Raw genomic sequence first — 21,596 nt, 5'->3', positions numbered from 1 at the left:
GGGTTCAGGACGCGGTCTTCGCCTCGACCCAGTCGAAGACGCCGCCGAGCACCTGACGGTGCTGGTCCCGCCCGAGCATGGAGAGATAGCCCGGGACCGGATTGACCTCCAGGACCACATAGCCGTCCGGGGTGGGGAGGATGTCGAGGCCGGCCAGGGTGATGCCCATGGCGCGGGTGGCCCTGAGCGAGAGCTCGACGAGGGCGTCGGGGGCCTCGAACCGCTCGAAGGTGGCGCCCTCCATGGTCTTGCAGCGCCAGGAGCCCGGCGCCGGCAGCTTGAGCATGTTGATCGGGGTGGCCTCCCCCGCGACCGTGATCCGGTACTCGCCGCCCGACGTCGGGTAGAAGCGTTGGCACACGAGGGTGGGGTAGCGGGAGAGCAGTTCCTCGGCGACGGCCTTGTCGGCCGCGAAGTCGACGACGCGCTCCACGTCGGTGCCGCGGTAGCCGAAGGACGGCTTGAGGATGACCGCGCCCCACTCCTCGCAGGCCTCCTCGACCTCCCTTAGCGAGGTCGCCGAGCGGGTGGGCGGCACGGGCAGGCCGGCGGCGGCCAGACGCTGGGCCATCAGGAACTTGCTGTATCCCGTCACCCACACGTCCGCCGGGTCGAAGAGCCGCAGACCGGGGACGTTGCTCAGCATCGTCAGCCGCTCGACGCGGTCCTGCCAGTCGTCCCCGTACAGCTTGGCGCGGTTGACGACGGCGTCGAAGGCCTCGGCGGGCTCCCCGCCCAGGGTGAGCGTCACACCGGACGGCCCGGGGCGATAGGCGAGTTCCTCGAGCGTGAAGAACGACATTTCGTGCCCGCGCTCCCGACCGTACTCCACCAGGCTTATGCCATCGGGATCGATTCCCGAATAGTCCCAGCCGAGCAGGCCTATCTTCACCGTGCCTCCAGTGCTCGCGTGCATTGCCGTGGACAGAGCGGACGCCGTCGCAGCCTCACTCTCTTCGCCGCGATGTGTCAAGTGCTTTATCGACGGGACCCGTTGAACGCGGATCGTCGCAATCGTGGACACTGCACGCTTTTGCACGAAGGGTGACGGCGGCGGGTGTTTGATAAACAGAATCGGATTTCCCCGTTCCGCCTACCGCGGCCTTCCGTCATCCTCTAGGCTCGGCCACTGGTTTCGTGCTCAAGCATCAATCTCGAAGTACGAAGAGCGGGGGCGCTTCAGTGGGTGAATGGGACACGCTGGTTATTCCCGGACCGGAGACGGCCGCGAAATACCGGGCGGCCGGCTGGTGGCGAGAGGAAACGTTTCTGGCCGACTTGGCCGAAGCTGTTCGCACCAGACCCGGGCATCCCGCCGTCATCGCCTACGAGGGCCGGGACCTCACCAGGCGGGTGACCTACGCCGAACTGGCCGAACTGGTCGAACGGTTCGCCGCCGCGCTCACCGAACTCGGGGTCACCGCGGGCGACGTGGTCGCGCTCTATCTGCCGAACCGCTGGATCCTGACCCCTCTGTACCTGGCCTGCCACCGGGTCGGGGCCGTCGCCTGCCCGGTGATCCCCGCCCTTGACGTGCGGGAACTGGCGCAGGTGCTCCAGGAGAGTGCCGCGCGGGTCTGTGTCACCGTCGACCGCTTCAACGACATCGACTACGGCGCCCGGCTCGCCGAGGCCGCTCCCGCGTCCCTCGCCCACCGGGTCGTGGCGGGCGACGCCGCCGCCACGGACGCGATCGACTTCGACGCGTTCTTCGTCCGCACACCGTGGGAGGACCGGCACGACCTCGACGCGGCGCAGCCGTCGGGTCCCGACGATCCGGCGCTGCTGCTCTACACCTCCGGCACCACCGGCCGGATGAAGGGGGTCGTGCACAGCCAGAACACCCTGCACGCGGCCGTCCTCGCGGTGTCCGGGCCGCACCGGCTCACCCGTGACGACGTCATCTCCATCCCCAACTTCGCCACACACATGGCCGGACTGACCTATGCCTGCTACATGCCCCTGCTCCTGCACGGGACCTGCGTGATGCAGGAGGCCAACCGGGACATGGAGCTGCTGCTCGACATCGTCGCCGCACACCGGGTCACCTGGGCCTACGCGTCCCCGGCGTACCTCGTGGACCTGCTGGACGCCCAGCGCAAGGAGCCGCGCGACACCTCCAGCGTCGTACAGATCGTCTCCGGCTCCGCCCCCATCGACCCGGGGCTGATCGCCCAGGTCCGCGAGGTCCTCGACGTCCCGGTGCGCGCCCTGTGGGGCATGACGGAGAACGGGGCCGTCACCGTGACCCGGGACGACGACCCCGAGGGCTGGGCGGGCCACAGCGACGGCCGGGCCGAGCCGTCGACGGAGGTGCGGATCGCCGTCGAGGAGGACGGTGACTCCGGGCGGCTGCTGGTGCGCGGCGCCTCGCAGTGTCTCGGCTACCTCGGCCGGCGCGAGGTCTACGAGGCCTGCCTCGACGCGGACGGCTGGTTCGACACCAGCGACCTGGCCCGGGACGACGGCCGGGGCGGCATCCGTATCGTGGGCCGCAGTGTCGACCAGATCACCCGGGGCAGCGGCCAGAAGGTCTCCACCCTGGAGGTCGAGGCCGTCCTGACCCGGCACCCGGCGGTCAAGGAGGTCGCGCTCGTCGGCTGCCCCGATCCGCGGATCCCCGGCGGCGAGCTGGTGTGCGCCGTCATCGTGCCGGAGGGCGAGCCGCCGACCCTCGCGACGCTGCACCGCCATCTCGCGGACCAGCGGATGGCGCAGGTGCTCTGGCCCGACCGGGTGCAGTTCCTCTGGGAACTGCCCAAGAACTCGCTCGGCAAGGTGCTGCGGCACCCGCTGCGTGAACGTCTCGAGATCGAATACGCCGCCCGCCGATGACGGCGTCCGCGCGGACCGCCGCCGACGCCTCCCGGTTCCCGGAGGAGGACCACGGCGACCGGCGGCGGGCGGTCGCGCTCGCGGTGATCTCCTCGGCGCAGCTGATGTTCCTGCTGGACGCGACCATCGTCAACGTGGCACTGCCCGACATCCAGCGGTCGTTGCGCCTGGACGGCTCGGACCTGGAGTGGGTCGTGGCCTCGTACTCGATCGCCTTCGGCGGCCTGCTGATGCTGGGCGGACGGGCGGGGGACATCCTCGGCAGACGGAGTCTGTTCATGACCGGCGTCGCGGTCTTCACCGTCGCCTCGCTGCTCGGCGGGTTCGCCACCGAGGCCTGGTTGCTGACCGTCTGCCGTACGGCGCAGGGGGTGGGCGCCGCGGCGGCCTCGCCCGCCGCGCTGTCGCTGATCGCGGTGACCTTCCCGGAGGGGCCGGGACGCAACCGGGCCGTGGGCTGGTACACGGCGGTGGCGACCGCGGGCGGGGGTGCGGGGCTGCTGGCCGGCGGGCTGATCACCGTCTACCTGTCCTGGCGCTGGGTGATGTTCGTCAACGTCCCGCTCGGCGCGGCGATCCTCGCCGTCGGCGCCCGGGTGCTGCGCGAGACGCCCCGCACCCGGGGCGCGTTCGACGTCCTCGGGGCGGTGACCGGCACCCTGGCGGCGCTGCTGCTGTGCTTCGGGCTGATCGACGGCGCCTCGGGCGGCGGCAACTGGTCCTCGCCCGCGGTGCTGGGCGCGCTCGGCGCGGCGGCCGTCCTGCTGCCCGTGTTCGTGGTCGTCGAGCGGCGCAGCGCCCAACCCCTGGTTCCGTTACGGCTGTTCGCCGACCGCACCCGGCTGGGCGTCTACGCCGTGACGGCGCTCATCAGCACGGCCGTCTTCGGCATCTTCTTCTTCCTCACCCTCTTCCTCCAGCAGGTCTGGGACTACAGCCCGCTGCGCACCGCGCTCGTCTACCTCCCGCTGACCTGTCTGCTGATCGTCGGCGCCAAGGCCGGCTCCCCGCTCCTCGCGCTCTTCGGCACCCGCACGGTGGTCGTCGGCGGGCTGCTGGTGGCCGGCTGCGGGATCCTCTGGCTCGCGAGGATCGGCGACTCCGGCGGCTACACCACCGGAATGCTCGTGCCGACCGTGCTGACCTACGCGGGGCTGGGCGTGACCGGGGTGCCACTGACCCTGGCCGCGCTATCGAAGGTCGCCGACGAGGACTCGGGCGCGGCGTCCGGGCTGGTCAACACGGCCCGGCAGATCGGCGGGGCGACCGGTCTCGCCGTACTCGGCGCCGTCGCGTGGTCGTCCGGGGCCGGGGCGTCCGGAGAGGCCGGTGCGGGACTGTCCGAAGGAGTCGCCCGGGGCTTCGCCGTGGCGGGCGGTCTCACCCTGCTGGCGCTGTGCGTGGCTGCCGTCACCCTGCCCCGGAAGGGCCGGTGAGCGGCGTGCGCGAGTCGGACGTCGTGATCGTCGGAGGAGGAGTCGCGGGCGCCTCGGCCGGCTATTTCCTGGGCCGGACCGGTCGCCGCGTGACCCTGCTGGAGGCCGAGAGCGCTCCGGGCACGCACGCCACCGGCCGGTCGGCGGCGCTCTTCTCCGAGTACTACGGCAACGCCGTCGTACGGGAGTTGACCCGTGCCTCCCGCGCCTTCTACGAGACTCCCCCGGCGGGGTTCTCGCCCGTCGCCGAGCTGCTGCGGCCGCGCGGTGTCCTCGCCCTCGGGACCCCGGGCACCGGACGGGAGTTCGACGCCGCGCAGGCCTGCGGTGCGGACGCCCCGCAGCCCGCGATCCAGCTGGACCAAGAACAGGCGCTCGCCCTGTGCCCGGCTCTGCGGCCCGGCGCCTTCGACCGCGCGCTGTACAAACCGGGTGCCCGCGACATCGACACGGACGCCGTCCTCCAGGGCTTCCTGCGCGGCCTCAGGGGGGCCGGCGGGACCGTCGTGACCGGCGCGCGGGTGCACGCGCTCACCCGGCACCGGGGGCGGTGGCACGCGGCGACGTCGGCCGGGGAGTTCTCCGCGCCGCTCGTGGTCGACGCGGCGGGCGCCTGGGCCGACCAGGTGGCGGAGTCGGCCGGGGTCGCCGCCCAGGGCCTGGTGGCGTACCGCCGTACGGCGGCGCTGGTCTCCCTGCCGACGGACCGAGGCTCGGCGGGCGGGCCGGCCGGCGACATCGCGCGCTGGCCGATGATCGCCGATGTGGCGGACACGTTCTACGCCCGTCCCGAGTCCGGCGGGCTGCTCGTCTCGCCCGCCGACGCCACGCCCGTCCCGCCCGGTGACGCGCGGCCCGACGAGCGAGACGTGGCGCTCGCCCTGGACCGGTTCCGGGCGGTGGTGGACCTGCCGGTCCGGCACGTCCGCCGCGCCTGGGCCGGGCTGCGCAGCTCGGTCCCCGACGACACCCCCGTGATCGGCCCCGACCCGGCGGCGCCCGGCTTCTGCTGGCTCGCCGGACTGGGCGGTCACGGGATCCAGACAGCCCCCGCGGCGGGCGCCCTGCTCGCCGCGCTCATCGCCGGGAACGAGCCGCCGGCCGGACTCACCGGAGCCGTCGCGGGCACCACCCCCGCCCGCGCCGGCTCGTGAACAGCCATCTCTCTGGCGCCCCCACCCACGTTCAGCATCAGCAGAGAGCTCGGAGGATATGTCGGAAACGAACTGGCAGGTCGCCGGCGCGGAGGTCGACCACGGACCGTACCGTCCGGTGGCGACCCTCATCGAGGAACAGACCGACCGCACCCCGGGCCGCATCGCCCTGGTCCACCGGGGCGAGACCGAGACGGCCCTGACCTACGCGGAGTTCGACGCGCTCGCCAACGGGCTGGCCGCGGAGCTGACGTCGGCCGGTGTGCGCGAGGGTGACCTCGTCCCGCTGATGATCGGCAACAGTGTCGAACTCCCGCTGTGCATGGTCGCCCTGATGAAACTGGGCGCGGTCTTCGTGCCCTGCGACCCGGCCTGGCCGGAGGAGCGGCTGCGCACCGTCCTGGAGGTGCTCGCTCCCCCGCTGGCCCTGACCTCGGGTTCCCTCGTCCGCACGGACGGGCGGTCCCGTGTCGTCTCCCACCGGGCGATCGTCCCGAGCACCGAGCGCCCAGGGCGACGGCCCGCTCCCGGCAGCCCGGTGTACGGCGTCTTCACCTCCGGCACCACGGGCGTCCCGAAGTGCGCCGTCAATCTGCACGGCGGGCTGACCAACCGGTTCCGCTTCATGTCCCGCTACTTCGCCGCCACCGGGGACGAGGTGGTGCTGCAGAACAGCCGCCACACCTTCGACTCCGCGATCTGGCAGCTGCTGTGGCCGTTGACGACGGGCGGCCGCACGATCGTCCCCGAGCAGGGCGAGTTCCTCGATCTGGAACGGACCGTGGACACCATCGCCCGGTACGGGGTGACCGTCACCGACTTCGTACCGGCGATCCTCGGCATGCTGGTGGCCCTGCTGGAGGCCGAGCCGGCGCACGTCGCCCGGGTCGCCTCGCTGCGCCATCTGGTGGTCGGCGGCGAGGAGATCATCCCGCACGCCGTGCACCGGCTCAGGGAGCTGGTGCCGGGGCTCGGGATCACCAACGGCTACGGGCCGTCCGAGGCGAGCATCGGGATGGTCTTCCACCGCGTCGACGGCACGGAGGGCGACCACATCCCGCTCGGGCGGCCCATCGACAACTGCTACGCCCTCATCGACGCGGCCGACGCCGAGGGCATCGGGGAGATCCTCATCGGGGGTGCCTGCCTGGGCGCCGGATACCTCGGCGAACCGGAGCTGACCGCCGAGGCGTTCGTCCCCAACACCTCGCCCGGCGTTCCCGGCGGGCGGCTGTACCGCACCGGCGACCTCGGGCGGTTCGACGACGCGGGACTGCTGCGTTTCGTCGGCCGCCGGGACCGGCAGGCCCAGGTGGACGGCGTACGCGTCGAACTCCGGGAGATCGAGACGACCGCCGAGTCCTGTCCCGGCGTCATCCAGGCCAAGGCGCTGACCCTGCGGCGGTCCGGCCGTACCCGTCTGGTGGTCGCGGCGGCGGCCGAGGGGGGCACCACCCCGGCCGCCCTGCGCCGGCATCTGGCGTCCCTGCTGCCGCGTGTCCAGGTGCCGCGGCACTGCTTCGTCCTCCAGGCGCTGCCGCTGACCGACAACGGCAAGGTGGACCTGCGGGCACTGCGGACGATCGTCGAGGAGAAACTCGGGCCCGGCACGGGGAGCGGCATCGGCACCGGCACGGTGACGGACCCCGGCACGACGACGGGTACCGGCACCGGCGACGACGCCGGGCCCACCCGTGCCGAGGGCGTCGCCGGGCTCACCCGTGCCGAGGATGCCGGCGGGCTCACGCGTGCCGAGCGTCTCGCCGAGGTCATGGGGGCGGTGCTCGACCGGCCCGGGTTCGGTGTCCGGGACGACTTCCTCGACCACGGCGGGGACTCCCTGACCGCGCTGACCGCGGTCCTGCGCATCCGGGAGACGGTCGGTGTGCGCGTCGGCATCTCCGACCTCCACGCGCACCGCACTCCGGCGGCCCTCGCCGCGGCCGTGCCCGGCGACGGCGCCGCGGCCATGCCCGCCGAGGACGTGGCCGCGCTGATGGAGCGCGACGCCGAACTCCCGGACGATCTGGCCGCACTGGCCCGCACGGCGGCCGGCGCCCGTCCGGCCACGCCACCGCACACGGTGCTGGTGACGGGGGCCACCGGATTCGTCGGCGCGAGGGCCGTCCACCGGCTGCTGACGGCCACCGGGGCGCGGGTGGTGTGCGTGGTGCGGGCCCGCGACGACGCACACGCCCGGCACCGGCTTCGTGAGGCCCTGACCGCGCAGGGGCTGTGGGACGAGTCCCTGGCCGGGCGGCTCGACGCGCGACGCGGCGACCTCGCCCGGGACCGGTTCGGCTGGACGCGAGAGACCTGGGAGGCGTACGCCGCCGGGTGCGACGCCGTCCTGCACATCGGCGCGCTCGTCAACTTCCTGCTGGACTACCGGGCCCACCGTCCCGCCAATGTGGACGGCACGACGGAGGTGCTGCGGTTCGCGCTGTCCGGCCGGACCAAGGCGCTGCATCATGTGTCGACCCTCGGTGTGCTCGACCGGGAGGCGTCCGGTGCGCGGGAGCGTGCGCGGGGCCGTCTCGGCGAGGACTTCGATCCCGCGCGGGCGGCGACGCCCACGAGCGGCTACAGCCGCTCCAAGTGGGTCGCCGAGCGGCTGGTGCTCGCGGCCCGGCACCTCGGCGCGCCGGTCACCCTCTACCGGCTCGGCGAGATCATGCCGGCCGCCGACAACGGCGTACCGAACCCCAAGGCGCTCACCCATCTGCTGCTGTCGGCGTTCCGCCGGCTGGGTCTGCGGCCCGACGTGCCGATGCGGTCGGACTACACGCCCGTGGACGAGGCGGCCGCGCGGCTGGTCGCCGGGCTCGCGGAGCCGGCCGAGGGCACGGTGCACCATGTGTTCCGGGACGGCGGCGCAGACTTCGCCTCGCTCGCCCTCACCGAAGGCGAACGGGCCGTTCCCGTACCGGAGTTCATGGCGACGCTGCGAGCGGCCGCGGCCGAGGAAGCGGGCTCGGCGGCGGCCGTGCTGGACGCCGTGCTGACTCTGCTGCCGGCGTCGGGGCCCGACGGCGCCCCGGACTTCCGGCGGCTGCTGACCGACAACCCCGGCCTGTTCACCCGTGAGTCGTGCACGGCGCTCGACGCCCGGCACGGTCTCCGGGAGGGGCCCCTGGAAGCGGCCGTCGCGGCCTACCGCTCCACCCTCACCCAGTGATTCGAGAGGACGACATGCACCAGCGCACCATGGGCCGGCTCGGCTGGCGGATCAGCGAGATCGGCTACGGCATGTGGGGCATCGGCGGCGGCCCCGGCGGCTTCACCGGCTGGGACTACGACACGGCGCCCGACTGTCTGGACCTGGCGGTGGAGGAGGGCTGCACCTTCTTCGACACCGCCTGGGTCTACGGCCGGGGCGTCAGCGAGCGCATGCTCGGCGCCCTGCTGCGCCGGCACCCCGACCGTCGCCTGTACGTCGCCACCAAGGTCCCGCCGCTGAACCGCGAGTGGCCGCCCCGCCCGCAGGACACCCTCGACGACGTCTTCCCACCCGACCACGTCCGCGAGTACGTCCACCGCAGCCTGGAGAACCTCGGCACCGACCGCATCGACCTGCTCCAGTTCCATGTCTGGGAGGACCGCTGGAGCGACGACGAGCGCTGGCAGCGGGTGATCTCCGACCTCAAGGCCGAGGGTGTCGTCGAGGGTTTCGGCATCAGCGTCAACCGCTGGGAGCCGGCCAACTGCCTGCGCGCGATCGACACCGGGCTCGTCGATGTCGTCCAGGTCATCTACAACATCTTCGACCAGGCTCCGGAGGACGAGCTGTTCGAACGTGCGCTGCGCGACGACATCGGCATCATCGCCCGCGTCCCCTTCGACGAGGGCGGCCTCACCGGCCGGCTGACCCGGGACACGACGTTCCCCGAGGAGGACTGGCGCGCCGTCTACTTCGGCCCGGAGAACCTCGGCCCGACCGTCGAGCGCGCCGAACTCCTGAAGAAGGTCCTCCCCGAGGGCGTCACGCTGCCCGAACTCGCGCTCCGCTTCATCCTGCACCACCCCGCGGTGAGCACGGTCATCCCCGGTATGCGCACTCCCGAGCACGCGCGCGCCAACCTCGCCGTCTCGGGCGCTCCGCCGCTCGACCCGGCCCTGCTGGCGGAGTTGCGCGCACACCGCTGGGACCGGCGGCCGACGGCATGGTCGATGTGACCGGGACCCCGCCCCCGCGCCGGGCCACCGAACCCGTGTCACGCCCCACCGTCATCGCGATGTGGGCGCACCCGAGAGCGGTCTCCACCGCCTTCCTCCGCATGATGATCGAGCGCGGCGACGTGACCGTCGTGCACGAGCCCCTGGTCCTGCTCACCGACCACGGCGAGGTGTCCGTCCCGGACCCGGACGGCGGCACCGCGACGCTGCGCGCCCCCGGTGAGCTGCTGGCCCACCTCGCCCGGCTCGGCGCCCGTCGGACCGTGTTCTTCAAGGACACCCTGGAGTACCACCATCAGCATCTCTTCGACCGTCCGGAGCTGATCGCCGGCTTCGAGCACACCTTCATCGTCCGCCACCCGGCCCGCACCATCGCCTCGCACCACGCGATCAAGCCGGAGCTGGCCTGCCCGGAGATCGGTTACGAGCACCAGTACGCCCTGTTCGAACTGGCCTGGAAGATCACCGGCCGGCGCCCCCTGGTCATCACCGCCGAACGGCTGCTCGCCGACCCCGCGGGGGTCGTCGCGGCCTACTGCGAGCGGGTGGGTCTGCCGTTCCTCCCCGAGGCGTTGAACTGGCGGCCCGGTGAACGGTCCGAGTGGCGCCAGAACCGTCGCTGGCACCTCGACGCCATCGCCAGCGCGGGGTTCGACGCCCCGGAGAAGGAGTACGCCGCCACGGTCGACAACGACGCACGGCTGCGCGGCTACTACGAGCACCATCTCCCGTACTACGAGCGCCTGGTCGAGCACGCGCTCTGACCGCCCACCGGATGCCACCCATCCCATCGGCCCCACCGATCCCGAGGACGTACGACCGGATGACGACGACCGCTGACACGACGAACACCTCCGCTACGACGGCCACCGCCTCCCCGGGCGAGCGGTTCGCCCGGGCCTTCGCCGAGGACCCGGAGAAGGCCGAGGTCCGGTTCGACCACACCATCACCGACTCCTTCCAGCCGGGGAAGGACCGGCCACGGCTGACCGCCCGCAATCTGTTCAAGAAGCAGCGCGTCACGAGCGAGACCGTCCGGTCGTGGTTCGAGACCCGGCCGGACGCGCCGCACGCGTCCGGCGGGCTGCGGGAGAGCGTGTACCGATTCGAGGCGGCCACCTACGCGGTACGGCCGATCACGGCGTGGGTGCAGATCCCCGACGCCCTCGGCGAACATCCCGACGCGCTGGCCCAGTTCATCGACCACCGCCTCATGGTCCGGCTCGGGACGGCGGAGAACCGCGCCCTGACCCTGGACGTCGTGGACCACCCGGACGTCGCGACCCTGCCGTACACCGGTTCCTACACCGCCGGGGTCCTCGCCGCCTTCAACGAGATAGAGCAGCAGGGCGGCACCGGGCACGCCCTGATGATCAACCCCCAGGACTACTACGGGGAGTTGGTGGGCGCCGGCAGCCTGCTGGCCGACCTCGCCCGCGAACAGGTGATGATCTGCCGCCACCGCCATGTGGCTCCCGGCTCCGCGCTCGTCGGCGACTTCGCCATGGCCGCACGCCTGTTGGAGGCCGGCCGCTCGGTGATCAAGGTCGCGGAGCCCCCGCCGGGCCTCTTCGAGCGACCGGGCACGGCCGTCTGCGCCGAGGTCCACGAGAGCGTGGCCGTACAGCAGCCGACCCACTTCTTCCACGCGGTACGCGCCTGAGCGGACGCACCGTGGAGCGCGGGGGGCGCGGGCGACGCGGGCCCTCGTCCGCCGCGCTCCCCGTCGGCCCGTGTCGGTAACCGTGCCCGGTCAGTTGACCTCCCGGTCCCGGCCGGCCCAGTACGGCTCGCGCAGCTTGAACTTCTGGACCTTCCCGGTCGCCGTCCGCGGAATGGCGTCCCGGAACTCCACACTCGTCGGGGCCTTGTACCCGGCGAGCCGCTCCTTGCAGTACGCGATGATCTCGGCCTCGCTCACGGCCGCGTCCCCGGCCCGCACGACCAGCGCCTTGATCGTCTCGCCCCACCTGGTGTCCGGCACCCCGATGACCGCGGCCTCCGCCACCCCGGGGTGACTGAAGATCGTGTCCTCCACCTCGATCGACGACACGTTCTCGCCGCCGGTGATGATGACGTCCTTCTTCCGGTCCGAGATCGTCAGATGTCCGTCCTCGGGGTCGAGCGTCCCGCCGTCGCCCGTGTGGAACCAGCCGTCCTCCAGCACGGCGGCGGTCTCCTCGGGCTTCTCCCAGTAGCCGTCGAGAACCACGTTCGAACGCGCCAGCACCTCACCGGAGTCCGCGACCCGGAGCTTCACCCCGAGCGCGGGCAGACCGGCCCGCGACAGCCTGCGCGCCCGCTCCTCGCCCCGCAGGGCGTCGTCCCCGGGCCGCACGCGGTTGAACGTCAGCAGGGGCGAGGTCTCCGTCAGGCCGTAGATCTGGGTGAACTCCCAGCCCAGTTCCTCCTGGACGCGCTGGATCATCCGGCTCGGCGGCGGCGCTCCCGCGCACACGATCCGCACCCGGTCGCGCCCCGGCACCGGCCCGTCCCAGCCGGTCGCCGCGTCGAGTACCGCGTTCCACACGGCGGGCGCGCCGCACATCAGCGTCACCCCATGTTCGTCGACCCGGCGCAGGATCTCGGCGCCGTCGACCTTGCGCAGCACCACCTGCTTGGCGCCGAGCCCGGCCATCACGAACGGCATCCCCCACCCGTTGCAGTGGAACATCGGCAAGGTGTGCAGGTACACGTCCCGCTCCCAGGCCCGCGTGTGCAGCCCGAAGGTCAGCCCGTTCACCCAGATGTTGCGGTGTGTGAGCTGAACTCCCTTGGGGCGCGCGGTCGTTCCCGATGTGTAGTTGATCGTCGCGGTGGCGTCCTCGTCGGGGTGCGACCAGGGCCTCGGCTCCACCGCGAACCGCATCAGCTCGGTGTCGGTCTGCTCCCCCAGCGTGAACCGGTGCGCCACCTCGACATCGGCGACCGTGTCCCGCACCTCGGGGTCGGCCAGCAGCACCGAGGCGCCGCTCTGGCGCACCACGTAGTCGATCTCCTCCGCCTTCAGCCGGAAGTTGACCGGCACACAGATCCGTCCGCTCATCGGCACCGCGAACAGCAGCTCCAGCAGACGGGCCGAGTTGTGGCTGACCACCGCCACCCGCTCGCCCTCCCCCACCCCGAGCGCGTCCAGTCCCGCCTGCCAGGCCCGCACTCGTTCACCCAGCCGCCGGTACGTCGACGGCGCCACCGGCGCCGCGGGCTGACCCGGCTCGTCGATCACCCCGGGGCTGTCGGCGAAACCCGCCTCCGCCCGGTCCAGGAAGTCGGCCACCGTCATCGGAACACGCATCTGTCTCCCCACTCGCCCTGTCCGCACGCCGCGTACGTCATCTCGTGCCTCGTACGAGTTGTTACTCCCCTACCGAGTGCGCACGCCACGGGTCGGTCACCCGATCGGGTAAGGCCCCTCCCCGCGTTTTGTCATGTGGGTGGCTAGAACTCTCGGGTGCGCTGGTTCACGGTGGTTGCTCCTGTCCACCCGATCCGTCCGGAGGGATCCAGCAGTGAGACGAAGGCGATTCGTGGCAGGGACCGTCGGTGCCCTCGCGGGGACGGCGCTCGGCCCGTCCGCGTCCCGGGCCCACGTCCCGACGCCCCTCCCGCAGGACGGCCAGGACGCGCAGGGGCCCGGAACGCGGGAGTGGCAGGCCGTGCCGGCGCCCGGCAGCGTCCCCGCCGCGCAACTGCGGCGGATCGCCGCCGCCGGGCCACGACTGGCCTGGGCCGTGGGCGAGGAGGACCTGGGGGCGCAGACCCGGCAGCGGGCCCTGGCCATGGTGTGGAACGGCCGTGTCTGGCGGAAGAGCGACCTGTCGCACCTGACGCACACGAGGATCGTCGATGTCGCCGGTGTCCGCTCGTCCGACGCGTGGGCCGTGGGCCATCCCACCGGCGACGGCAGCCCCCTGCTCCGCTGGGACGGAACCACCTGGCGCGAGGCCGACTTCCCCGGCCGGGGCGAGCCCGACGTCCGGATCAGCTCGGTGGGTGTCGGCCGCGACCGGCAGGTGTGGGTCTGCGGTGTCCGGGACGGCGCCGCCCGTCTGCTGCACGGCGACGGCCGGCGGTGGCGCTGGCTGGACCCGCTGCCCGTCGCGAGCGTGAACCTCTACCGGGTCGTCGTGCGCCGGCGGGGCGAGGTGTGGGTCTGCGGGGACCGGTCGAACGGCGGCGGCTGGTCCGGTCTCGTGGCCCGCTGGGACGGTGCGTGGACGGCGCTGCCCCCGGTGGTGGGCCTGCGGCTCGGCCTCGCCGACGTGCACGCCGCAGGCCCGGACGACGTATGGACGGTGGGCACCGAGGCCGGTGTGGGCGGACCGATCGGCCGTCCCGGCAACCCCGCCCTGAGTCACTGGGACGGCACGTCCTGGACCCGGCTGGAAGCCGGCTTCACCCTCGGGTCGCTCACCGGGATAGCGGGCGACGCGCGGGGGCGTGCCGCATGGATATCGGGCTGGAACTTCTCGGACCAGGGCCGCAGTACGTATCTCCGCCGGGACGGAGACACCTGGACCCTCGCCCGGGGCCCGGCGGGCCCGGCCCCGGCGCCGTACCTCAATGACGTGACGTCGGTCCCGGGCACCAGGGCCTTCTGGTCCGTGGGCATGACCCGCCCCACTCCGTATCCGCCGACCGAGGCATACAGCGAACGTCTCGGAGGCTGAGCCGGGCGGACTCCGCAGCGCGCCGCGCGACCGGGCCCGAGGTCGGCGTCCGGGTCCGTGCGGCCGACGGTGCGGCGCGCCTCGGGCCCCTGGGGTGGGGGCCGGGGAGGATCGGACGGGGGCGGCGGCCTCATGGTTTCCGCCGCACCGCCACCTGTCCCTCCTGCGAAGGGGTTCGCTCATGACCGCGTTCGACGACGCGCCGGGCGGTGGGCGCCACGACGGGCGCTACGACGGGCGCTACGGCGAGGCCGTCTTCCGTCCGGAACAGACGGGCGAGGGTGAACGGATCGACTTCGGTGCCCTCGCCTACGACGACTTCACCCTGGCACGGCTGCGGGACCTCGGGGTCGGCCCGGGGTGGCGCTGCCTCGACGTGGGCGCCGGCACGGGCACCGTCTCCCGTCGGCTGCTGGAGGAGGCCGGGGTCACGAGCGTGCTCGCGGTGGACCGTGACGTACGGTTCCTCGAAGCCCGGCCGGTCCCCGGGCTCGACGTCCTCCGGGCCGACATCTCGGCCCCGGACTTCGCCCCCGGCCGATTCGGGCTCGTGCACGCGCGCTTCGTGCTCATGCACCTGCCCGAGCGCGACCGCCTGATCACGGCGCTGGCCGAACTCGTCGCGCCGGGCGGGGTGTTGGTGCTCAGCGACGCGATCGACCTGACGAGCGACCGGACGCCCGGCACCCCGTACGCCGACGCCATGCGCGCGATGTGGGAGGGCCTGCGGACCACCATCGGCACGGACGTGACCTGGGTACCGGCCTACCCGCGACTGCTGCGGGACGCGGGGCTCGGGTCCGTCGGCGCCGAGATCCATGTGCCGCCACTGCTGCCGGGCAGTCCCATCAGCCGCTTCTGGGCGGACACTTGGGAGCGGAGCCGGACGGCCATGGTCGCCACCGGACTGGTCGACGACGCGGCCCTCGACGAGGCGATCCGCTACCTGGGCTCGGACGCGTGCGCGGCGGTGTCGGCCGGCCTGCTCACCGCCTGGGGACACAAGCCCGCGAACGGTCCGGTCGCGGCCACCGCGTAGCCGTACGCGTCCCCGCCCCGCGTTCCAGAGAGTGGACGCCTCTTGGTGTCGCGCTGCGGCTGGGGTAGAAAAGGGCCATGTATCCCGAGCCCTTGGTGCGACGCCTGGTCATCGACCTGTGCCGACGCCCGGGTTCGTGTTGTCGCTGAACCGACGCTCTCCCGCCCGCCCCGCCGTCCGGTGACCCACCCGGCGCGGGCGGTCCTCGCGCCCTGTCCCGGGGTGCTCTCTCCCGCTCGGTCCAGCACAGCTCTCGCTCGGGGCCGGCCGCCCACGTCGCCTGACGACGGCCGCACATGTCCCGGCGCCCCACGGAGGACGCCACATGTCCGTAACTCCCCCTCTCTCCAAGCCTGATCGACCGGCAGACGCGGACGCGGGAACACCGGCGCCCGCCGACGTCCCCGCGTCCACACCCGCCCCCGTCGACGTGTCGCCCGGACGCCGTTCGTCCGCACGGGGTCCGTGGGAGCGCGCCCGTCCCGTCGTGCTGCCCGTCGGCTCGCTCCTGCTCTTCCTCCTCCTGTGGCAGGTGGTGGCGGCGAGCGGGACATGGAGCGAGACACTCGTACCGTCACCGGCGAGGGTGTGGGACGCGTTCGTCACCGTGTCCACGACGCACGACGGTGTCCGTGGCTACAACGGCACGTACCTCGTCGAGCATCTGGGCATCAGCCTGCGGCGCATCGCGATCGGTGCCGGTGTCGGCATCGCCCTCGGGGTGCTGTTCGGGCTGCTCATGGGCACGGTCGGCTGGATGCGTTCGCTGTTCGAGCCCTGGATCACCTTCCTGCGCACGCTGCCGCCCCTGGCGTACTTCTCACTGCTCGTCATCTGGCTGGGCATCGACGAGGAGCCGAAGATCACGCTGCTGGCCGTGGCCGCCTTCCCGCCCGTGGCCGTGTCCACCACCACGGCCGTCGCCGCCGTACCGAAGAGCCTGATCGAGGCCGCCCGCGCGATCGGCGGGTCGCGGTGGGACGTCGTCCGGGACGTCGTCGTGCCGTCCGCGCTGCCGGAGACGCTGACCGGGGTCCGGCTGGCCGTGGGTGTGGCCTACTCCTCCCTCGTCGCGGCCGAGTTGGTCAACGGTCTGCCCGGAATCGGCGGCATGGTCAAGGACGCCGCCAACTACAACAACACCCCGGTGGTCCTGGTCGGCATCGTCGCCATCGGCGTCTCCGGCCTGATCATCGACGGACTGCTGCTGCGCCTCGAACGCGCGGTGGTGCCCTGGCGCGGTCGCGCCTAGCGCCACCGGCGGCCCCGCCCTTCCCCCTTTCCGTACCTCCCCCTGCACAGAAACGGCTCCGCCATGCCCCGCATCCCCCAAGGTCCATCCCGTCGACGTCTCCTCACCGGAGCCCTGGCCGGCGTCACCGTCGCCGTCTCCGCCTCCGTCACCGGCTGCTCCCCGGACAACGCGGCATCGGCGTCCGGCCGCTCCAAGCGGCTGCGCATCGGCTACTTCGCCTTCCCCAGCGGCGACCTGATCGTGAAGAACAGACGACTGCTGGAGAAGGCGCTCCCGGACCACACGATCACCTGGATCAAGTTCGACTCCGGCGCCAGTGTCAACCAGGCGTTCATCGGCAAGTCCCTCGACATCGCCGCCCTGGGCTCCAGCCCGTTCGCCCGGGGGATCTCCGGCAGTTCACCCATCCCGTACAAGGTCGCGTGGATCCTCGACGTCGCGGGCGAGAACGAGGCCCTCGTGGCACGTAGGGCCACCGGTATCTCGGACGTCGCCGGGCTGAAGGGCCGGAAGATAGCCACGCCGTTCGCGTCCACCTCGCACTACAGTCTGCTGGCGGCGTTGAAGGCGGCCGGGCTCAAGCCGTCCGACGTCCAGCTCATCGACCTCCAGCCGCAGCCGATCCTCGCCGCCTGGCAGCGGGGCGACATCGACGCCGCCTACGTCTGGCTGCCGACCCTGGACGAACTGCGCACGTCCGGAAAGCAGTTGACCAGCAGCAAGGAGGTCGGCTCCGCGGGCAGGCCCACCCTCGACCTGGCCGTCGTGTCGGACGCCCTGATCGCGGCGGACCCGCAGGCGATCGATGCCTGGCGCGCGGCCCAGGCCGAGGCCCTCCGGCTGTTGAAGTCCGACCCGGACGGCTCGGTGAAGGCCGTCGCGGCCGAGCTGGGCATCAGCGCGGCGGACGCCGAGGCGCAGCTCTCGCAGGGCGTGTTCCTCACCCCGGAACAGGTCGTGTCCGCCGACTGGCTGGGCACCGGGGACACCCCCGGGAAGCTGCTCAGCTACGTCACCGACACGGCCCGGTTCCTGGCCGACCAACAGCAGATCGACGCCGCGCCGTCCTCGGACACGGTGCGCGGGGCGTTCTACCTCAAGGGGCTGTCCGATGTCCTCAAGTGAGACCACCGAGACCTCGGCGGCGGTGTCCGTGGAGGACACCGGAACCGTCCGCCTCGACCGTGTCACCCACCGGTACGGCCGGGGCGGCGAGGCCGTCACCGCCGTCGGGCCGGTGGATCTGACCGTCCCGGCCGGGGAGTTCCTGGTGCTGGTGGGCGCCTCCGGCTGCGGCAAGAGCACCTTGCTGCGACTGATCGCCGGGTTCGAGCAGCCCACGCTCGGTTCGGTGCGGGTCTCCGGTGGCGAGCCGCACCCGGGTCGGACGGCCGGCGTGGTGTTCCAGACACCACGGCTGTTCCCGTGGCGGACGGTGCGGGGCAACCTCGACCTGGCGCTGCGGTACGCGGGGGTCGACCGTGCCCGGTGGCCGGAGCGGCGGGCGGAGCTGCTGGCCCGCGTCGGCCTGGAGGGCACCGAGCGGCGAAGGATCTGGGAGATCTCGGGCGGCCAGCAGCAACGCGTCGCCATCGCCCGGGCGTTGGCCGCCGAGAACCCGCTCCTGCTGCTCGACGAGCCGTTCGCGGCGCTGGACGCGCTGAGCCGGGAGCGGCTTCAGGAGGACGTCCGCCGGGTGACCGACCGCACCGGGCGGACCACGGTGTTCGTGACGCACTCGGCCGACGAGGCGGTGTTCCTCGGCACCCGCATCGTGGTGCTGACCAGGAGCCCGGGGACCGTGGCCCTCGATCTGCCGATCCCGCTGCCGCGCGGCGACGTCGACGCCGAGGAACTGCGCGGTTCGCGCGAGTTCGCCGAGCTGCGCACCCAGGTCGCGCACGCCGTCAAGGCCGCCGCCGCGGCCTGATCACCGTACTCACGAAAGGACATCCCGGTGAGCATCCTGCACGAACGGACCTCCGTGGCCCGTATCCCGGTCACCCCGCTCGGCCCGCACTTCGGCGGGGAGATCCACGGCATCGACCTCGCCCGCCTCGGCGACGACGAGGTGCTCGCTCTCCGCGAGGCGCTCGTGGCCCACAAGGTGCTGTTCGTCCGTGGCCAGCACGGTCTCGACGACGCCGCGCAGATCGACTTCGGCAGACGCCTGGGCGAGGTCACCGTGGGGCATCCGGTGCACGACTCCGGTGACGTGGCGCCCGAGGTGTACTCGCTCGACAGCCAGGACAACGGGTTCGCCGACGTGTGGCACACGGACGTGACCTTCGTACGGCGGCCGCCCGCGATCTCCGTGCTGCGGGCCGTGGTGCTGCCGCCCCACGGCGGTGACACCAACTGGGCCGACAGTCAGCTGGCCTACGAGTCGCTGTCGCCGGGACTGCGGGCGTACCTGGACACCCTGACCGCCGTCCACGACGGCACCCGGGAGTTCGGCTACTACCTCGCCCAGCGGCGGCAGGGCCGCGGCAACCTGTGGGAGGGCGAGGTGTTCACCGCGCTGACGCCGGTGGAGCACCCGGTGGTGCGGGTGCACCCCGAGAGCGGCCGCAAGGGGCTGTTCGTGAACCCCGGTTTCACCTCGCACATCGTGGGCGCCTCGGAGCACGAGAGCCGGGGCGTCCTCGACATCCTCTACGCCCATCTCACCAAGCCCGAACACGTCGTACGGCACCGCTGGCAGCCCGGCGACGTCGCGCTATGGGACAACCGCAGCACGGCCCACTACGCCAACCGCGACTACGGCGACCGGCACCGGGTCATGCACCGCATCACGCTACGCGGCGACACCCCGGTCGGCCCCGCCACCGCACCCCGTTGACCGACCCCGGACCACCCGACGAACCCACGACCACACGACCGAGGAGCACACATGTCCGTTCAGGACACCACCGAGGAACTGTCCGCCTTCACCCGCGACTGGCAGGAGTGGCACACCGGGCAGGAGACCCGGCTCGCCGACCCGCACGGCTTCCTCGCCGTCACCGGCCTGCACTGGCTCGATGAGGAGCCGCAGCGCTTCCCGGACGCGCCGGGTGCCTGGTCGACCGGCGCCGAGGGGGTCGTCGTGGTCCTCGACGAGGGGGAGGAACTGGTCGTGGACGGAGTGCCCGTCCACGGTGAGCACCGCTTCGGGGTGCTCCCGGAGCGCGGCGGGGTGAACGCGGTCTGGGGCGAGGCCGTGATCGAGGTGGCCAGGCGCGGCGGCCACGACATCGTCCGCCCCCGGCACCCGGACGCACCGCTGCGTACCGCGTACACGGGTACGCCCGCCTATGCCCCGCACCCCCGCTGGGTGGTGACCGGCAGGTACACGGCCTTCGACGAGCCGCGGCCGACGACCGTGGGCGCGGCGGTGGAGGGCCTTGAGCACGTGTACGACGCGCCGGGCCGGATCGAGTTCGCTCTCGACGGGCGTCCCCTCGCCCTGACCGCGTTCCCCGGGCACGGGCCGGGCGGCCTGCTGGTGCTGTTCACCGACGCGACGTCCGGCATCACCACCTACGTGGCCAACCGGTCCCTCGCCCTCGCCCCGCCCGCCGCCGACGGCACGGTCGTCCTTGACTTCAACCGGGCGACGAACCTGCCGTGCGCCTACACCGACCTGGCCACCTGCCCTCTCCCCCCGGCCGAGAACCGCTTGCCGGTGGCGATCGAGGCCGGGGAGAAGATCCCTCACGAACGCGGCGGCGCCTGACCGCCGAGGCCCGGGAGTGGGCGGCGGCGGAGTACATGCCTGCCGCCCGATTCAGCCCATCGTGGTCACCGAACAGGTATCCGATGGGCTCGGGAAGCGCGGTGCGGTGCGGTGAAGGGGCTGTCGCCGGCACCCGGCAGGTGCTCATCAGGCCCGGTCCCGGGGCTGAGGCGGTGCGGCCTCGACGGCGTACGGGGTTCTCCGTCACCTCAGAACCGCAGGAGGCGGAGCGTCGCGGCGACCGGGATTCACTCTCGGCCGACGTACGGCGAATCGGTGAGTACCATCCGCACACAGCACGTTCGTTGTCGGGAAGGGAACCGCCATGACCGAGACGCCATCAGAGTCGACCGACCTCAAGACGCAGTACACCGCCCAGGTCGCCACCGACCTCGAGCGCAACGCCAAGGAACAGGAGCGTCTCATCGGGGAGATCGACGCTCTGCAGGAGCAACTCCTCAGTCTGCGGCAGGATCACGCCGTGCTGGTGAACATGCAGCAGGCGCTCGGCGTCGCGGCCCCCGAGCCGACGCCCGCGGCGGAGGAGGTCACGACGCCCTCCGTGCCCCGGCAGAAGACCGCCCCCTCCCCGGAGGCCGGCAAACGCACCCGGGCCAAGAAGGCCGAACCCGCGCAGGGCGGCAAGGGGACGAGGAAGGCGACCGCGACGAAGACCGCCGGGCCCAGGACGGCGACCACGAAAACCGCGACCGCGAAGACCACGAGCCCGAAGGCCGAGAGCCCGAAGGCCGAGAGCCCGAAGACCACCGCCGCCAAGGCCACGACGGCCACCAAGACCGCGACCACCAAGACCGCGACGGCCAAGGCAGGGACCACCGAGGCATCGGACGGCAAGGCCTCGACCGCCAAGCCCGCCGCCACCAAGACCGCCGCCACCAAGACCGCCGCGAGCAAGAAACCTGCCACGAAGACGGCGGCCTCGAAGACCACGGCCAAGACCGCGACCGGGACCGCCGAGAAGGCTCAGCCCACGCTCGTCGAGCTCATCCGCCGTCATCTCACCGAGCAGAGCGAGCCGCGTTCCGCGGCCGAGGTCGCCACCGCGCTCACCCAGGCGCACCCGGACCGCCGTATCCAGACCAACGTCGTGCGCACCACCCTCGAAGGTCTGGTCGCCAAGAGCAACGCCCAGCGCGTCAAGCAGGGTTCCTCCGTGTACTACACCGGCCCCGACGCCCCGGCGCAGGCCGCCCCGCCGCAGCCCGCGTCCGAGCCCGCGCCGGCGGCCGACTGAGGCCGGTACTCGCGGATCGTCGTGGGAGAACGGGTGGGCCGTCGGTCGATGCCCGGTG

17 protein-coding genes are annotated in these 21,596 nt (G+C 72.5%); 15 read left to right on the top strand and 2 right to left on the bottom strand.

Translation table 11 applies throughout. The features are described 5' to 3' along the window. Window positions 1-4 precede the first annotated feature (4 nt). Window positions 5-802, bottom strand: a complete 798-nt coding sequence (locus ACZ52C_RS33300; RefSeq protein ID WP_469078270.1) for an ATP-grasp domain-containing protein — start codon at window positions 800-802, stop codon at window positions 5-7. 476 nt (window positions 803-1,278) lie between these two features. On the opposite strand from ACZ52C_RS33300, the gene ACZ52C_RS33295 reads away from it, so the two are divergent. The 7 genes from ACZ52C_RS33295 to ACZ52C_RS33265 are packed head-to-tail and all read left to right on the top strand — an operon-like array spanning window position 1,279 to window position 11,264. Continuing rightward, entirely contained in the window at window positions 1,279-2,835 is a 1,557-nt protein-coding gene (locus tag ACZ52C_RS33295; RefSeq protein ID WP_469078269.1) for an AMP-binding protein, read from the top strand. Next, entirely contained in the window at window positions 2,832-4,271 is a 1,440-nt protein-coding gene (locus ACZ52C_RS33290) for an MFS transporter (protein WP_469078268.1), read from the top strand. Before ACZ52C_RS33295 ends, ACZ52C_RS33290 begins: the two co-directional genes overlap by 4 nt. Beyond that, window positions 4,268-5,425, top strand: coding sequence for an NAD(P)/FAD-dependent oxidoreductase (locus ACZ52C_RS33285; RefSeq protein WP_469078267.1), 1,158 nt, complete (start codon window positions 4,268-4,270; stop codon window positions 5,423-5,425). The genes ACZ52C_RS33290 and ACZ52C_RS33285 overlap by 4 nt, the downstream gene beginning before the upstream one ends. A gap of 58 nt (window positions 5,426-5,483) precedes the next feature. Further along, window positions 5,484-8,603: a non-ribosomal peptide synthetase gene (locus ACZ52C_RS33280; protein WP_469078266.1), complete on the top strand. Its 3,120-nt coding sequence runs from the start codon at window positions 5,484-5,486 to the stop codon at window positions 8,601-8,603. Then, window positions 8,600-9,601: an aldo/keto reductase gene (locus ACZ52C_RS33275; RefSeq protein ID WP_469078265.1), complete on the top strand. Its 1,002-nt coding sequence runs from the start codon at window positions 8,600-8,602 to the stop codon at window positions 9,599-9,601. Before ACZ52C_RS33280 ends, ACZ52C_RS33275 begins: the two co-directional genes overlap by 4 nt. 35 nt (window positions 9,602-9,636) lie before the next feature. Next, window positions 9,637-10,365: a sulfotransferase-like domain-containing protein gene (locus tag ACZ52C_RS33270; protein ID WP_469078264.1), complete on the top strand. Its 729-nt coding sequence runs from the start codon at window positions 9,637-9,639 to the stop codon at window positions 10,363-10,365. A gap of 59 nt (window positions 10,366-10,424) precedes the next feature. Further along, window positions 10,425-11,264 carry a family 3 encapsulin nanocompartment shell protein gene (locus ACZ52C_RS33265; protein ID WP_469078263.1) on the top strand — a complete coding sequence of 280 codons (840 nt, stop codon included), beginning with the start codon at window positions 10,425-10,427 and terminating at the stop codon, window positions 11,262-11,264. A 90-nt stretch (window positions 11,265-11,354) separates the two neighbouring features. Here the strand turns inward: ACZ52C_RS33265 and ACZ52C_RS33260 are convergent, their stop codons facing one another. Continuing rightward, window positions 11,355-12,896 carry an AMP-binding protein gene (locus ACZ52C_RS33260; RefSeq protein WP_469078262.1) on the bottom strand — a complete coding sequence of 514 codons (1,542 nt, stop codon included), beginning with the start codon at window positions 12,894-12,896 and terminating at the stop codon, window positions 11,355-11,357. Window positions 12,897-13,128: 232 nt separating this feature from the next. Here ACZ52C_RS33260 and ACZ52C_RS33255 point away from each other — a divergent pair, with 232 nt between their 5' ends. The 8 genes from ACZ52C_RS33255 to ACZ52C_RS33220 all read left to right on the top strand — a co-directional run bounded on the left by ACZ52C_RS33255 (window position 13,129) and on the right by ACZ52C_RS33220 (window position 21,538). After that, window positions 13,129-14,271 (top strand): hypothetical protein, encoded by a 1,143-nt coding sequence (locus ACZ52C_RS33255; protein WP_469078261.1) that lies wholly within the window; start codon window positions 13,129-13,131, stop codon window positions 14,269-14,271. 181 nt (window positions 14,272-14,452) lie between these two features. Beyond that, complete coding sequence (locus ACZ52C_RS33250) at window positions 14,453-15,310, top strand: class I SAM-dependent methyltransferase (protein ID WP_469078260.1); 858 nt, start codon at window positions 14,453-14,455, stop codon at window positions 15,308-15,310. Between the two features lie 325 nt (window positions 15,311-15,635). Further along, entirely contained in the window at window positions 15,636-16,562 is a 927-nt protein-coding gene (locus tag ACZ52C_RS33245) for an ABC transporter permease (RefSeq protein ID WP_469078259.1), read from the top strand. 63 nt (window positions 16,563-16,625) lie between these two features. Further along, complete coding sequence (locus ACZ52C_RS33240; RefSeq protein WP_469078258.1) at window positions 16,626-17,690, top strand: taurine ABC transporter substrate-binding protein; 1,065 nt, start codon at window positions 16,626-16,628, stop codon at window positions 17,688-17,690. Beyond that, entirely contained in the window at window positions 17,677-18,495 is an 819-nt protein-coding gene (locus tag ACZ52C_RS33235; protein ID WP_469078257.1) for an ABC transporter ATP-binding protein, read from the top strand. The genes ACZ52C_RS33240 and ACZ52C_RS33235 overlap by 14 nt, the downstream gene beginning before the upstream one ends. A 27-nt stretch (window positions 18,496-18,522) precedes the next feature. Beyond that, window positions 18,523-19,407, top strand: coding sequence for a TauD/TfdA dioxygenase family protein (locus ACZ52C_RS33230; protein ID WP_469078256.1), 885 nt, complete (start codon window positions 18,523-18,525; stop codon window positions 19,405-19,407). Window positions 19,408-19,458: 51 nt separating this feature from the next. Next, the gene (locus ACZ52C_RS33225) at window positions 19,459-20,283 is read left to right on the top strand and encodes a DUF1684 domain-containing protein (protein ID WP_469078255.1); all 825 of its coding nucleotides are present in this window, start codon (window positions 19,459-19,461) and stop codon (window positions 20,281-20,283) included. Window positions 20,284-20,608: 325 nt separating this feature from the next. Then, on the top strand, window positions 20,609-21,538 hold the full coding sequence (locus ACZ52C_RS33220) for a hypothetical protein (RefSeq protein ID WP_469078254.1): 930 nt from the start codon (window positions 20,609-20,611) through the stop codon (window positions 21,536-21,538). Window positions 21,539-21,596: the final 58 nt, after the last annotated feature.

Source organism: Streptomyces sp. NPDC034049, assembly GCF_055575575.1.
This window is presented reverse-complemented; position numbering and strand designations above follow the sequence as displayed.

Coding starts and splice junctions, on each gene's coding strand:
- ACZ52C_RS33300 (WP_469078270.1), bottom strand. CDS start 802: ATGTCGTTCTTCACGCTCGAGGAACTCGCCTATCGCCCCGGGCCGTCC.
- ACZ52C_RS33235 (WP_469078257.1), top strand. CDS start 17,677: ATGTCCTCAAGTGAGACCACCGAGACCTCGGCGGCGGTGTCCGTGGAG.
- ACZ52C_RS33225 (WP_469078255.1), top strand. CDS start 19,459: ATGTCCGTTCAGGACACCACCGAGGAACTGTCCGCCTTCACCCGCGAC.
- ACZ52C_RS33240 (WP_469078258.1), top strand. CDS start 16,626: ATGCCCCGCATCCCCCAAGGTCCATCCCGTCGACGTCTCCTCACCGGA.
- ACZ52C_RS33280 (WP_469078266.1), top strand. CDS start 5,484: ATGTCGGAAACGAACTGGCAGGTCGCCGGCGCGGAGGTCGACCACGGA.
- ACZ52C_RS33290 (WP_469078268.1), top strand. CDS start 2,832: ATGACGGCGTCCGCGCGGACCGCCGCCGACGCCTCCCGGTTCCCGGAG.
- ACZ52C_RS33260 (WP_469078262.1), bottom strand. CDS start 12,896: ATGCGTGTTCCGATGACGGTGGCCGACTTCCTGGACCGGGCGGAGGCG.
- ACZ52C_RS33220 (WP_469078254.1), top strand. CDS start 20,609: ATGACCGAGACGCCATCAGAGTCGACCGACCTCAAGACGCAGTACACC.
- ACZ52C_RS33245 (WP_469078259.1), top strand. CDS start 15,636: ATGTCCGTAACTCCCCCTCTCTCCAAGCCTGATCGACCGGCAGACGCG.
- ACZ52C_RS33250 (WP_469078260.1), top strand. CDS start 14,453: ATGACCGCGTTCGACGACGCGCCGGGCGGTGGGCGCCACGACGGGCGC.
- ACZ52C_RS33265 (WP_469078263.1), top strand. CDS start 10,425: ATGACGACGACCGCTGACACGACGAACACCTCCGCTACGACGGCCACC.